Origin of the sequence: Pseudonocardia sp. T1-2H, from assembly GCF_038039215.1 — a bacterium.
Classification (GTDB): domain Bacteria; phylum Actinomycetota; class Actinomycetes; order Mycobacteriales; family Pseudonocardiaceae; genus Pseudonocardia.
In genome coordinates this window covers 3,349,112-3,362,857 of the sequence record NZ_JBBPCL010000001.1, presented here as the reverse complement: position 1 = coordinate 3,362,857, position 13,746 = coordinate 3,349,112, and the positions used below count along the sequence as shown (strand labels likewise).

The following is a 13,746-nucleotide window of genomic DNA, read 5'->3' as shown; positions in this document are numbered from 1 at the left end:
GCGGGGAAGGAGCACACCTCGTGGCGACAGCCCGCCGCGGGGACGCCGAGGGCGCGCAGCCTCCCGTCCGGGAACTGCTCAGCGCCGCGGACGTCACCCGCACCATCGCGCGGATCGCGCACCAGATCATCGAGAAGACGGCCTTCGGCCCGTCGAACGCCGAGGACCTCGTCCTGCTCGGCATCCCCACCCGCGGCGCCACCCTGGCTCGTCGGCTCGCCGCGGCGATCACCGAGTTCAGCGGCGCCGCCCCCGCGGTCGGCTCCGTCGACGCGACCCTCTACCGCGACGACCTGCGCCGCCGGCCCGCCCGTGCGCTCGAGGACACCGCGGTGCCCGAGGGCGGGGTGGACGACAAGCTCGTCGTGCTCGTCGACGACGTCCTGATGTCCGGCCGCACCACCCGCGCCGCGCTGGACGCCCTGCGGGACGAGGGCCGCCCGCGGGCGGTCCAGCTCGCCGTCCTGGTCGACCGCGGGCACCGCGAGCTGCCCATCCGGGCGGACTACGTCGGCAAGAACGTCCCCACCGCCCGCGCCGAGGCGATCCACGTCCTGCTCGCCGAGCACGACGGACGCGACGCCGTGGAGATCGCGCGGGCCCCCGGCGAGGAGCGCCCGGCCACCGGGGACATGGAATTCACGGAAGGAGCCGACCCGGCGTGAGGCACCTGCTCTCCGTCGCCGACCTCGATGCGGCCGCGGCCACCGGCCTGCTGGACACCGCGGACCGCCTCAAGCAGGCCCTGCTCGGCCGCGAGGTCCGCAAGCTGCCCACGCTGCGCGGGCGCACGGTCGTCACGTTGTTCTACGAGGACTCCACCCGCACCCGGGTCTCCTTCGAGATCGCCGGCAAGTGGATGAGCGCGGACACGATCAACGTCAGCGCCAAGGGCTCGTCGGTCTCCAAGGGCGAGTCCCTGCGGGACACCTCCCTCACCCTGTCCTCGATGGGTGCGGACTGCGTGATCGTCCGGCACCCGGCTTCCGGTGCGGCGCACCGCATCGCGGGCTGGGCGGACCGGGACGCCGGCACGACGGGGACGTCGACGTCGGTCGTCAACGCGGGCGACGGCACCCACGAGCACCCCACCCAGGCCCTGCTCGACGCCGCGACGCTGCGCGAGCGCCTCGGATCGGTGGCGGGCCGGCGGATCGGGATCGTCGGCGACGTCCTGCACAGCCGGGTCGCCCGCTCGAACGTGCTCCTGCTCGCCACGCTGGGCGCCGAGGTGGTCCTGATCGCGCCGCCCACGCTGCTGCCGGTCGGCGTGCGTGAATGGCCCTGCCGGGTCTCCCACGAGCTCGACGCCGAGCTGTCCGCCCTGGACGCCGTGATGATGCTGCGCGTGCAGGCCGAGCGCATGCACGGCGGCTTCTTCCCCTCCGCCCGCGAGTACGCGGTGGGCTACGGGCTCTCCGAGGCGCGCCAGGCGCTGCTGCCGGAGAACGCCCCCGTGCTGCACCCCGGGCCGATGGTGCGCGGCATGGAGATCGCCCCCGCCGTGGCGGACTCGCCGTCCTCCGCGGTCCTCGCCCAGGTGCGCAACGGCGTGCACGTGCGGATGGCCGTCCTCTACCACCTGCTTGCCGGAGCCCCCGAATGACCCAGACCGCCGACAACCTGTTGATCAGAAATGCCCGGCCGTACGGGGAGGACGCGACGGACCTGCTGGTCTCCGACGGCGTCGTCACCGAGATCGGCACCGGGCTCACCGCCCCCGAGGACACCGAGACCCTCGACGCCGGCGGGCACGTCCTGCTGCCCGGCTTCGTCGACCTGCACGTGCACCTGCGCGAGCCGGGCGGCGAGGAGTCCGAGACCATCGAGACCGGTTCGCACGCTGCCGCGCTGGGTGGTTTCACCGCCGTCTTCGCCATGCCGAACACGGACCCGGTGGCGGACACCGAGGTCGTCGTGGAGCACGTCCGGCGGCGCGGCGAGGAGATCGGCCTCGTCGACGTCCACCCGGTCGGCGCCGTGACCGTCGGGCTGAAGGGCGAGAAGCTCGCCGAGCTCGGCACGATGGCCCGCTCCCGCGCGCGGGTCCGGATGTTCTCCGACGACGGCCGCTGCGTGAACGACCCGCTGATCATGCGGCGGGCGTTGGAGTACGCGTCCTCGCTGGACGTCGTCGTCGCGCAGCACGCCGAGGACCACCGGCTGACCGGTGGCGCCCAGGCGCACGAGGGCGCCGTCGCGTCCCGGCTGGGCCTGACCGGCTGGCCCGCGACCGCCGAGGAGACCGTGGTCGCCCGGGACTGCGCGCTGGCCCGCGAGGCCGGGGCCGCGCTGCACGTCTGCCACGTCTCGTCGGCGCACACGATCGCGGTGCTGCGGGCGGCGAAGGCGGCCGGCGTGCGGGTCAGCGCCGAGGTCACCCCGCACCACCTGCTGCTCACCGACGGCCGGTTGACCAGCTACGACCCGGTCAACAAGGTCAACCCGCCGCTGCGCACGGCCGGGGACACCCAGGCGATGCGCGAGGCGCTGGCCGAGGGCGTGATCGACGTCGTCGCGACGGACCACGCGCCGCACGCGTCGCAGTACAAGGACACCGAGTGGGCCGCGGCCAAGCCGGGAATGCTGGGCCTGCAGACCGCGTTCTCGGTCCTGGTCCACACCATGGTCGAGCCGGGCCTGCTGGACTGGCACGGCGTCGCGCGGGTGCTGTCCGAGCGGCCCGCGGAGATCGGGTCGCTGCCGGACCAGGGCCGGCCGATCGCGGTGGGCGAGCCCGCGACGTTCGCGCTGGTGGACCCGGACGCGCAGTGGACGGTCCGCGGCGCCGCGCTGGCGAGCAAGGCGGCGAACACGCCGTACGAAGGAATGCGACTGCCCGGTGCGGTGGTCGCGACGATTCTCCGTGGCCGGATCACGGCCCGGGACGGAAAGGTTGCCCTGTGACTGGCGACGCTGTGACCAACGAGGCGGTGCTCGTCCTCGAGGACGGGCGGATCTTCCGGGGCGAGGCGTACGGCGCGACCGGGGAGACCCTCGGCGAGGCCGTCTTCACCACCGGCATGACGGGATACCAGGAGACCCTGACCGACCCCTCGTACCACCGCCAGATCGTGGTGCAGACCGCGCCGCAGATCGGCAACACCGGCTGGAACGACGAGGACGACGAGTCCGGCCGGATCCAGGTCGCCGGGTACGCGGTGCGGGACCCCGCCCGTCGCTCCTCCAACTGGCGCGCAACGGGTTCACTCGAGGACGCACTGCGCGACAACGGGGTGGTCGGCGTCGCGGGGATCGACACCCGCGCGCTGGTGCGCCACCTGCGTGAGCGCGGCGCGATGCGCGCCGGGGTGTTCTCCGGGCAGGCCCTGGCCGCGGACGACGTGCTGGTCGAGAAGGTGCGGCAGAGCCCCGGCATGGAGGGCGCGGACCTCTACGGCGCCGTCACCACGAGGCAGCCGTACGTCGTCGAGGCGGTGGGGGACAAGAGGTTCACCGTCGCCGCGCTGGACGTCGGGATCAAGTCCAACACCCCGCGGATGCTCGCGGCCCGCGGCATCGAGGTGCACGTGCTGCCCGCGGACTCCGCGCTGGGCGACGTCCTGGCGGTGCGCCCCGACGGCGTGTTCCTGTCCAACGGCCCCGGGGACCCGGCGACGGCGGACGTCCCGGTCGCGCTGACCCAGGAGATCCTGAACCTGCGGATCCCGCTGTTCGGCATCTGCTTCGGCAACCAGATCCTCGGCCGTGCGCTGGGCCGCGGCACCTACAAGCTCCGCTACGGCCACCGCGGCATCAACGTCCCGGTGATCGAGCACGCCACCGGCAAGGTCGCGATCACCTCGCAGAACCACGGCTTCGCGGTCGAGGGCACGGCGGGGGAGGAGTTCGCGACCCCGTACGGCCGGGCCGTGATCAGCCACACCTGCCCGAACGACGGCTGCGTCGAGGGCCTGGCGGGCCTGGAGTTCCCGGCGTTCAGCGTCCAGTACCACCCCGAGGCCGCCGCGGGCCCGCACGACGCCGCGGACCTCTTCGACCGCTTCGTCGCGCTCATGGCGGACCACCCGGTCACCCACGACCCGGAGCCCGACGGCGGGGGCAGGCACCGCCTGCTCGGCGAGGCGGTGGTCGAGCTGCCCGACACGAACCCGTCGAGCATCCCCGACACCGGCACCGGCACCCGCACCGAGACCACCAGCACCGACAGCACCGGGGAGAACGTCTGATGCCGCGCCGCGAGGACATCCGGCACGTCATGGTGATCGGCTCCGGGCCGATCGTCATCGGCCAGGCCGCCGAGTTCGACTACTCCGGCACGCAGGCCTGCCGCGTGCTGCGGGCCGAGGGCCTGCGCGTCTCGCTGGTGAACTCCAACCCGGCGACGATCATGACCGACCCGGAGTTCGCGGACGCCACCTACGTCGAGCCGGTGACGCCGGAGTACGTCGAGCAGGTCATCGCCGCGGAGCGGCCGGACGCGATCCTGGCCACCCTCGGCGGGCAGACCGCGCTCAACACGGCGGTCGCGCTGCACGAGAACGGGGTGCTCGAGCGCTACGGCGTGGAGCTGATCGGCGCGGACATCGACGCCATCCAGCGCGGCGAGGACCGGCTGAAGTTCAAGGAGATCGTGCTGGGCCTCGGCGGCGACGTGCCGCGCAGCGCGGTGTGCCACTCCATGGAGGAGGTCCGGGCCGCCGCCGGCGAGCTCGGGCTCCCGGTCGTCATCCGGCCGTCGTTCACCATGGGTGGGCTCGGCTCGGGCGTGGCGCACACCCCGGAGGACCTCGAGCGGCTCGCGGGCGCCGGCCTCGCCGCGTCCCCGGTCACCGAGGTGCTCATCGAGGAGTCCGTGCTCGGCTGGAAGGAGTACGAGCTCGAGCTGATGCGGGACCACCACGACAACGTCGTGGTCGTCTGCTCCATCGAGAACCTCGACCCGATGGGCGTGCACACCGGGGACTCGATCACCGTCGCGCCGGCGATGACGCTGACGGACCGCGAGTACCAGAACATGCGGGACGTCGGCATCGCCGTGCTCCGCGCGGTCGGCGTGGAGACCGGCGGCTGCAACATCCAGTTCGCGATCCACCCGGAGACCGGGCGGCTCGTCGTGATCGAGATGAACCCGCGCGTCTCCCGGTCCTCGGCGCTGGCGTCGAAGGCCACCGGCTTCCCGATCGCGAAGATCGCGGCGAAGCTCGCCATCGGCTACACCCTGGACGAGATCCGCAACGACATCACCGGCGAGACCCCGGCGGCCTTCGAGCCGACGCTGGACTACGTCGTCGTCAAGATCCCGCGGTTCGCGTTCGAGAAGTTCCCCGGCGCGGACACCGAGCTGACGACGACGATGAAGAGCGTCGGCGAGGCCATGGCGATGGGCCGCTCGTTCTCCGAGGCCTTCGGCAAGGCGCTGCGCTCCATGGAGACCACCTCCGCGGGCTTCTGGACGACCCCGGACCCGGCCGACGAGCCGGACGTCGCGACCCCGACGGACGGCCGCATCCTGGCTGTCGAGCGGGCGCTGCGCGGCGGGGCGTCGATCGAGGACGTCGCGGCGAAGTCCGGGATCGACCCGTGGTTCCTGGACCAGATCCAGGCGCTGATCGAGCTGCGCGCCGAGATCGAGGCCGCCCCCGTGCTCGACGCGGCGTTGCTGCGCAGGGCGAAGCGGGCGGGCCTGTCGGACCGGCAGCTGGCCGCGATCCGCTCGGAGTTCGCCGGCGAGGACGGCATCCGCGCGCTGCGGCACCGGCTCGGGATCCGGCCGGTCTACAAGACGGTCGACACGTGCGCCGCGGAGTTCGCCGCGAGGACGCCGTACCACTACAGCGCCTATGAGACCGATCCCGCCGCGGAGTCCGAGATCGCCCCGCAGACCGAGAAGCCGAAGGTGCTCATCCTCGGTTCGGGGCCGAACCGCATCGGTCAGGGGATCGAGTTCGACTACTCCTGCGTCCATGCCGTCATGGCGCTGCGCGAGGCCGGCTTCGAGACCGTCATGGTCAACTGCAACCCGGAGACGGTCTCCACCGACTACGACACGGCGGACCGGCTCTACTTCGAGCCGCTGACCTTCGAGGACGTCATCGAGGTCGTGCACGCGGAGCAGCAGTCCGGCACCGTCGCGGGCGTCATCGTGCAGCTCGGCGGGCAGACGCCGCTCGGGCTCGCGCAGCGGCTCACCGCGGCCGGCGTCCCGGTCGTCGGGACGAGCGCGGCGGCGATCGACCTCGCGGAGGACCGCGGGGCGTTCGGCGAGGTGCTGCGCCGGGCCAAGCTGCCGGCCCCCGCGTTCGGCATGGCCACGTCCTTCGACCAGGCCCGGGACATCGCCGCGCGGATCGGCTACCCGGTCCTCGTCCGCCCGTCCTACGTGCTCGGCGGCCGCGGCATGGAGATCGTCTACGACGACGCCACGCTGGCCGGCTACATCGCCCGGGCCACCGCGATCAGCCAGGAGCGCCCGGTGCTCGTCGACCGGTTCCTCGACGACGCCATCGAGATCGACGTCGACGCCCTGTGCGACGGCACCGAGGTCTACATCGGCGGCGTCATGGAGCACATCGAGGAGGCGGGCGTCCACTCCGGTGACTCGTCCTGCACGCTGCCGCCGATCACCCTGGGGCGCAGCGTCCTCGAGGAGGTGCGGCGGTCCACCGAGGCCATCGCGCACGGGGTCGGGGTGCGCGGGCTGCTCAACGTCCAGTACGCCCTGCACGGCGAGACGCTCTACGTGCTCGAGGCGAACCCCCGGGCGTCGCGCACCGTGCCGTTCGTGTCCAAGGCGACGGCGGTGCCGCTGGCCAAGGCCGCGGCCCGGATCATGTTGGGCGCCAGCATCTCCGATCTCCGCGAGGAGGGCATGCTGCCCGCCTCCGGGGACGGCGGGGAGTTCCCGACGGACGCGCCCGTCGCCGTCAAGGAGGCGGTGCTGCCGTTCAACCGGTTCCGTACCGCGAGCGGCCTCGGCGTGGACCCGCTGCTCGGCCCGGAGATGAAGTCCACCGGCGAGGTCATGGGCATCGACGCCTCGTTCGGCCCGGCCTTCGCCAAGTCCCAGGCCGCCGCCTACGGCTCGCTGCCGAAGGAGGGGCGCGTCTTCGTGTCCATGGCGGACCGGGACAAGCGCGCCATGGTCTTCCCCGTGCGCCGGCTCGCGGACCTCGGCTTCGAGGTGCTGGCCACCGCCGGCACCGCGGACGTCCTGCGCCGGCACGGGATCACGACGACGGTGGTGCGCAAGCACAGCGAGAAGGGCGAGGGCCCGACGATCGTGGACCGGATCCTCGCGGGCGACGTCGACGTCATCGTGAACACCCCGTACGGCAACTCCGGCCCGCGCGTGGACGGCTACGAGATCCGCGCCGCCGCGGTGTCCCGCGGTGTCCCGTGCATCACGACGGTGCAGGGCGCGGCCGCGGCCGTGCAGGGCATCGAGGCGATGATCAAGGGCTCGATCGGGGTCCGGTCGCTGCAGGACGCCCACGCGGCGCTGCAGAAGAGCCGGACGGCGCCGGTGGGCGAGAAGAGCCGGACGTCGCCGGTGGGCGAGAAGAGCCGGACGGCCCCGGTGGGCGGGAAGGCCCGGCCGTGAGTTCCTTCGGGGCCCGGCTGGCCACCGCCGTCCGGGAGCTCGGCCCCTCTGCGCGGGGATCGACCCGCACCCCGGGCTGCTGGCCGACTGGGGGCTCACCGACGACGCGGACGGGCTCGCCCGCTTCGCCGACGCCTGCGTCGAGGCGTTCGCCGGGCACGTCGCGATCGTGAAGCCGCAGTCGGCGTTCTTCGAACGGCACGGCTCGCGGGGGATCGCGGTCCTGGAGCGGCTGCTCGCGGACCTGGCCGGAACCCGCACGCTGAGCCTGCTGGACGTCAAGCGCGGGGACATCGGCTCGACGATGGACGGCTACGCGGACGCGTACCTGGGCATCGGCGCGCCGCTCGGCGCGGACGCGGTGACGCTGTCGCCGTACCTCGGCTTCGGCTCCCTGGACCCGGCGCTGCGCCGGGCCCGGGAAGCCGGACGCGGCGTGTTCGTCCTCGCCCGTACCTCGAACCCCGAGGGCGCGGAGGTCCAGCAGGCGACCCTCGCGGAGCGCTCGGTGGCCCAGGCCGTGGTCGACGGTGCGTCGGCCCGCAACGCCGGGGCCGAGCCGCTCGGCGACGTCGGCGTGGTGGTCGGCGCGACGGCGGACCACGGGTTGTCCCTGCAGGCCCTGAACGGCGCCGTGCTGGCCCCGGGGCTCGGCGCCCAGGGTGCCACCGCGGAGGACGTCGCGCGGTGTTTCGCGGGCGTCTCCGGGCTCGTCCTGCCCGCGGCCTCGCGCTCGCTGCTGAAGGCGGGCCCGCAGCCCTCGGCGATCCGGGCGGCCGCGGCCGCGACCCGCGACGACCTGGACCAGGCCTTCTCCGCCGCCCGCTGAGCCCTCCACCGGCGGAAGCTGTCGGGCCGTCCAGCGTCACGCCGGGCCGGCGAACGCCCACCCGGAACGGTGGGGGTGGTGGCACCCTGGCGTCGGGATCGGCCGGCGGCGACGCCGGTCGCCCGCGCCGGGCCCGGCGCGATGAACGGCACGGCCGTGGGGGCGCCTCGGGCCACGGACCGCGGCGCGGCCGCCTACATCCACGAGGAAGACCTGACGCACGCGCGGCTGCGGGCTCTCACGCCTCGCCACGACGCACCTGCGGCATGAGGCCGGCGGCCGGGAAATCCGCCGTGATCTCGGTCGCGTCGCCGGCCCGACCGCGGAGCGTCACCGGCCGTTCACCCGTCGCCGATCGGCCGCGCGCCGGAGACCGGGCCCGCGAGGATTGGGGCGACAGGCCCGGACTCGTCGCCGAACGGGCGGTTCGGTCACGCATTCGCACGGTCGTCCGTGATATCGCCCGGACGGGTGGCGCGTTGAGGGCCCGTGGCATCAAACCCACAGGTGGTACCCCCGTTGGCATGCCCTACCCGGTCGTGGGTACGTTCGCTTCCGACCCCGCGGGCAAGCCCGCGGGACGGCGTTCGCACACGTTGCGCGCGCTGCCGGAACGCAAGAAAAGAAAGACGGAGGAGACCGTGGCCCTTCCCCAGCTGACCGAGGAACAGCGTGCTGCCGCGTTGGAGAAGGCCGCGGCTGCCCGCCGGGCCCGGGCAGAGCTGAAGGACCGGCTCAAGCGTGGTGGTACGACGATCGGCGAGGTGCTGAAGCAGTCGGACACCGACGAGGTCCTGGGCAAGATGAAGGTCTCGGCGCTGCTCGAGGCCATGCCGGGCGTCGGCAAGGTTCGCGCCGCCCAGATCATGGAGCGCCTGGAGATCGCCCCGAGCCGGCGTCTTCGCGGCCTCGGTGAGCGGCAGCGCAAGGCTCTGCTCGCCGACTTCGAGGCGTGACGATGAGCGGCGGCCGGGGGACGACCCCGGCCCCGCGCCATCCCGGCCGTGGCCGGCTGCTCGTGCTGGCCGGCCCGTCCGGGGTGGGCAAGAGCAAGGTGGTCGAGCGGCTCCGCGAGGTGCTGCCCGAGCTTCCACTTCAGCGTCTCGGCCACCACCCGTGCCCCGCGCGCGGGCGAGGTCGAGGGCAGGGACTATCACTTCGTCACCCCGGCGGAGTTCGACGCGCTGATCGGGCGCGGCGAGCTGCTGGAGTGGGCGGAGGTGCACGGCGGCCTGCAGCGGTCCGGCACCCCGCGGGAACCGGTGGAGCACGCCCTGGCCCTCGGGCGGCCGGTGCTCGTGGAGGTGGACCTGCAGGGCGCGCGCGAGGTCAAGCGCGTCATGCCGGAGTCGACCACCGTGTTCCTGGAGCCCCCGTCGTTCGAGGAGCTGGTCCGCCGGCTCACGAACCGGGGCACCGAGTCGGTCGAGCAGCGCGAACGCCGGCTGCGCACGGCCGTCGAGGAGATGGCGGCCCGCGACGAGTTCGACGTGGCGGTGGTCAACGACGAGGTGAACGCCGCCGTCGAGCGGTTGGTAGAGTTGCTGGTGGATCGCAGTGTCGACCGCGGCGTGACCGCCGGCGCGTAGTACGTCCTGGAGTACCTGGTACGCCCTGAAGTCCCTGGTACTCCCTGAAGTACTGGCCGGCCCGGAGCCGCACCGACGAACTGCGGGACCCCGAACCCTGTACTGGAGTACCCATAGTGAGCATGCCGCTGACCGGCGCGGTCGCCGGATCGATTCCCGAGGGCATCACCAACCCGCCCATCGACGACCTGCTGGACAAGGTCAGTTCCAAGTACGCGCTGGTGATCTACGCCGCCAAGCGCGCACGGCAGATCAACGACTACTACTCGCAGCTCGGCGAGGGCCTGCTCGAGTACGTCGGGCCGCTGGTCGAGCCGGGCCCGCGGGAGAAGCCCCTCTCGATCGCCATGCGCGAGATCCAGGCGGGCCTGCTGGAGCACACCGAGGGCGAGCAGTAGTCCCCATGAACGCAGCCGGGCCCAAGGTCCTGCTGGGAGTGGCCGGCGGGATCGCGGCCTACAAGAGCGCGGAGCTGTTGCGCAGGCTCACCGAGACCGGGCATTCGGTCCGGGTCCTGCCGACGGCCTCCGCGCTCAACTTCGTCGGGGCCGCGACCTTCGAGGCGCTGTCCGGGCAGCCGGTGAACGTCGGCGTGTTCAGCGACGTCCCGTCGGTCCAGCACGTGAAGCTCGGCCAGGAGGCGGACCTCGTCGTCGTCGCCCCGGCCACCGCGGACCTCCTGGCCCGCGCGGTCCAGGGCCGGGCGGACGACCTGCTCACCGGCTCGCTGCTCACCGCGCGGTGCCCGGTGCTCTTCGCCCCGGCGATGCACACCGAGATGTGGGAGCACCCCGCCACCCGGGACAACGTGGCGCTGCTGCGCTCCCGCGGCGTCGTCGTGCTCGAACCCGCCTCCGGACGGCTCACCGGCAAGGACACCGGTCCCGGCCGCCTGCCGGACCCCGCGGAGATCGCGGAGTTCGCCCGGCTCCTGCTCGAACGCCCCGACGCGCTGCCCCGGGACCTCGAGGGACGCCGGGTCGTCGTCTCCGCGGGCGGGACCCGGGAGCCGCTGGACCCCGTCCGCTACCTCGGCAACCGGTCGTCGGGCAGGCAGGGGTACGCGCTCGCCCGGGTCGCCGCGCAGCGCGGGGCGCGGGTGACGCTCGTCGCCGGGCACACCGCGGACCTGGCGGACCCCGCCGCCGTGGACGTGGTGAGGGTCGGGTCCGCCCTGGAGATGCGGGACGCCATGCACACCGCCGTCGCGGACGCGGACGCCGTGGTGATGGCGGCCGCCGTGGCGGACTTCCGCCCGGTGTCGCTGGCCGCCCACAAGATCAAGAAGAGCGGGAACGAGCCCGAGCCCGTGCGGCTCACCACGAACCCGGACATCCTCGTCGAGCTCGTCGGGGCGCGGAAACCCGGCCGGCTCGTCGTCGGGTTCGCCGCGGAGACGGGCGACGAGCACACGGACGCCCTGGAGTTCGGCCGGCAGAAGCTCGCCCGCAAGGGCTGCGACCTGCTCGTCGTCAACGCGGTCGGGGAGGGCAGGGCCTTCGAGGTCCCGGACAACGCGGGCTGGCTGCTCGGCGCGGACGGCGGCGAGACGGAGCTGGCGAACGGATCCAAGGCGCTGCTCGCCTCCCGCGTCTGGGACGCCGTCGCCGAGCGGCTCTAGGAAACACGAGGGGGACGTGCCGGGTAGCACGTCCCCCTCGCTTCTTTCCTCACTCCGTGGGACCGGCGCTCGACGGGTCTCGGGGAACCCGGAGCGGTCCGCGCCCCACGGGGCGTCCTGTGTGCGCGCCGTCAGCCCAGCAGACCGCGCGGCTGCGGCTCCTCGGTCGGGGTGCCGTCCTCGGCGGCCGGGGCGTCGGACCCGTCCCCGGCGGTGTTGCTCGGCTTCGCCGTGGTCGTCGCGGGCTCGGCCGTGTCCTCGTTCCCGGCGGTGGCCGGGGCGGGCTTCGTGGTGGTGGACGGCGTGCGCCGGTCCGTGCCGGACGAGGTCGTGCCCTCGTCCGCGTTGGCCTTGACGTACTCCGCGGACGCCCAGCCGTCGAGGTTCTCCAGCTTGACGAACCCGTCCTTGGTCTGGCCCATCTGCACCGTCGTGCCGCGGTCGCAGACCGCCACGATCTCGGAGGTGGCGCTCGGCTCGGAGCGGACGTTCACGTTGTCGGTGCAGGTACCGGCGGTGGCGGCCGAGGCCGTGCCGGACAGCAGGACCATCATCGTGGCCGCGCCGGCCGCGACCATCCCGCCGACCACCGCGGCCGCGCGGCCAGGTCGTTGCAACGTCGTCATGGGGTGCTACCTCCGTGGGGAACGTGGCTCTCTTCGGTCCTCGCGGTGAGCGGGACGTCATGGGGCCCAACGAGTCGTTCCGTGACCGATTCGCAATCTCGGCGAATGTCAGCCGAAACGGTGACGGATAGTGGCGCGTCGCTCCCGTTCGTCACGCAGCGTGAAAACCCGGCCCGGCGCCACCGCGCCAGGGTGCTGAGCGCGCCGGTCGACTAGTCTCACGGGTCAGCGATCACCCGGGACGTCCTCTCGCGCCGAGCGGCCGTGGGGATCCGAGAGCGGACGGAGCACTGCGTGTCGAACGTGGGTCGGCGGTTGTTCACCAGCGAGTCGGTGACCGAGGGTCACCCGGACAAGATGTGCGACGCCATCAGCGACTCCGTGCTGGACGCCCTGCTGGCGCAGGACCCCCGGAGCCGGGTCGCGGTGGAGACCATGGTCACCACCGGTCAGGTCCACGTCGCCGGTGAGGTGACGACGTCCGCGTACGCGGACATCCCCACCCTGGTGCGGGAGAAGATCCTCGAGATCGGCTACGACTCGTCGGCCAAGGGCTTCGACGGCAACTCCTGCGGTGTGAACGTCGCGATCGGGGCGCAGTCCGCGGACATCGCGCAGGGCGTGGACACCGCCTACGAGAGCCGCGTCGAGCTCAGCGAGGACGAGATCGCCCGCCAGGGTGCCGGCGACCAGGGCCTGATGTTCGGCTACGCGAACACGGACACCGACGAGCTGATGCCGCTGCCGATCGCGCTCGCGCACCGGCTCGCCCGCCGGCTCACCGAGGTCCGCAAGACCGGCGTGCTGCCGTACCTGCGCCCGGACGGCAAGACCCAGGTCACCATCGAGTACGACGGGGACAAGGCGGTCCGCCTGGACACCGTCGTGGTGTCGTCGCAGCACGCGGCGGACGTGGACCTGGACGGCATGCTGTCCCCGGACCTGCTCGAGATGGTCGTGAAGCCCGAGGTCGCCGACCTGGGCATCGACACCTCGGACATGCGCCTGCTGGTCAACCCGACCGGCCGCTTCGTCGTCGGCGGCCCGATGGGCGACGCCGGCCTCACCGGCCGCAAGATCATCGTCGACACCTACGGCGGCTTCGCCCGGCACGGCGGGGCGCGTTCTCGGGCAAGGACCCGTCGAAGGTCGACCGCTCCGCCGCCTACGCGATGCGGTGGGTCGCCAAGACCGCGGTCGCGGCGGGCCTGGCCGAGCGCATCGAGGTCCAGGTCGCGTACGCGATCGGCAAGGCGGCCCCGGTCGGCCTGTTCGTCGAGACCTTCGGCACCGAGCACGTGGACCCGGCCAAGATCCAGACCGCGATCACCGAGGTCTTCGACCTGCGCCCGGCCGCGATCATCCGGGACCTGGACCTGCTGCGCCCGATCTACGCGCCGACGGCGGCCTACGGCCACTTCGGCCGCCGGGACATCACGCTGCCGTGGGAGGACACCTCCCGCGCCGCCGACCTGAAGTCCGCCGCCGGCGCCTGACCCCTGCCCTCGATCACCCCG

The 13,746-nt window shown here is 73.2% G+C and carries 11 protein-coding genes and 1 pseudogene; 11 read left to right on the top strand and 1 reads right to left on the bottom strand.

Features of this window, described 5'->3' with window-relative positions; translation table 11 throughout:
• Nucleotides 1-20: 20 nt before the first annotated feature.
• The 10 genes from pyrR (at nt 21) to coaBC (ending at nt 11,603) form a co-directional block, all read left to right on the top strand.
• Nucleotides 21-665, top strand: coding sequence for a bifunctional pyr operon transcriptional regulator/uracil phosphoribosyltransferase PyrR (gene pyrR / locus WBK50_RS16610; protein WP_341336484.1), 645 nt, complete (start codon nt 21-23; stop codon nt 663-665).
• On the top strand, nt 662-1,606 hold the full coding sequence (locus WBK50_RS16605; RefSeq protein ID WP_341336483.1) for an aspartate carbamoyltransferase catalytic subunit: 945 nt from the start codon (nt 662-664) through the stop codon (nt 1,604-1,606). Before pyrR ends, WBK50_RS16605 begins: the two co-directional genes overlap by 4 nt.
• The gene (locus tag WBK50_RS16600; protein ID WP_341336482.1) at nt 1,603-2,907 is read left to right on the top strand and encodes a dihydroorotase; all 1,305 of its coding nucleotides are present in this window, start codon (nt 1,603-1,605) and stop codon (nt 2,905-2,907) included. The genes WBK50_RS16605 and WBK50_RS16600 overlap by 4 nt, the downstream gene beginning before the upstream one ends.
• Nucleotides 2,904-4,190: a glutamine-hydrolyzing carbamoyl-phosphate synthase small subunit gene (gene carA, locus WBK50_RS16595; protein ID WP_341336481.1), complete on the top strand. Its 1,287-nt coding sequence runs from the start codon at nt 2,904-2,906 to the stop codon at nt 4,188-4,190. The genes WBK50_RS16600 and carA overlap by 4 nt, the downstream gene beginning before the upstream one ends.
• Nucleotides 4,190-7,564 carry a carbamoyl-phosphate synthase large subunit gene (carB, locus tag WBK50_RS16590; RefSeq protein ID WP_341336480.1) on the top strand — a complete coding sequence of 1,125 codons (3,375 nt, stop codon included), beginning with the start codon at nt 4,190-4,192 and terminating at the stop codon, nt 7,562-7,564. The genes carA and carB overlap by 1 nt, the downstream gene beginning before the upstream one ends.
• Nucleotides 7,565-7,622: 58 nt before the next feature.
• Nucleotides 7,623-8,393, top strand: coding sequence for an orotidine-5'-phosphate decarboxylase (gene pyrF, locus WBK50_RS16585; protein ID WP_341339413.1), 771 nt, complete (start codon nt 7,623-7,625; stop codon nt 8,391-8,393).
• Nucleotides 8,394-9,034: 641 nt separating this feature from the next.
• Nucleotides 9,035-9,349 (top strand): integration host factor, actinobacterial type, encoded by a 315-nt coding sequence (gene mihF, locus WBK50_RS16580; RefSeq protein ID WP_341339412.1) that lies wholly within the window; start codon nt 9,035-9,037, stop codon nt 9,347-9,349.
• A gap of 48 nt (nt 9,350-9,397) precedes the next feature.
• Nucleotides 9,398-9,982, top strand: coding sequence for a guanylate kinase (gmk, locus tag WBK50_RS16575; RefSeq protein ID WP_341336479.1), 585 nt, complete (start codon nt 9,398-9,400; stop codon nt 9,980-9,982).
• A gap of 122 nt (nt 9,983-10,104) precedes the next feature.
• Entirely contained in the window at nt 10,105-10,380 is a 276-nt protein-coding gene (gene rpoZ, locus WBK50_RS16570) for a DNA-directed RNA polymerase subunit omega (protein ID WP_297503058.1), read from the top strand.
• Between the two features lie 5 nt (nt 10,381-10,385).
• A complete protein-coding gene (gene coaBC / locus WBK50_RS16565) occupies nt 10,386-11,603 on the top strand; it encodes a bifunctional phosphopantothenoylcysteine decarboxylase/phosphopantothenate--cysteine ligase CoaBC (RefSeq protein WP_341336478.1) in 1,218 nt (405 codons plus the stop codon).
• 131 nt (nt 11,604-11,734) lie between these two features.
• Here coaBC and WBK50_RS16560 read toward each other — a convergent pair whose 3' ends face one another.
• Nucleotides 11,735-12,229: an SH3 domain-containing protein gene (locus tag WBK50_RS16560; RefSeq protein WP_341336477.1), complete on the bottom strand. Its 495-nt coding sequence runs from the start codon at nt 12,227-12,229 to the stop codon at nt 11,735-11,737.
• Between the two features lie 357 nt (nt 12,230-12,586).
• On the opposite strand from WBK50_RS16560, the pseudogene metK reads away from it, so the two are divergent.
• A pseudogene (gene metK, locus WBK50_RS16555) lies at nt 12,587-13,725 on the top strand (methionine adenosyltransferase).
• Nucleotides 13,726-13,746 lie beyond the last annotated feature (21 nt).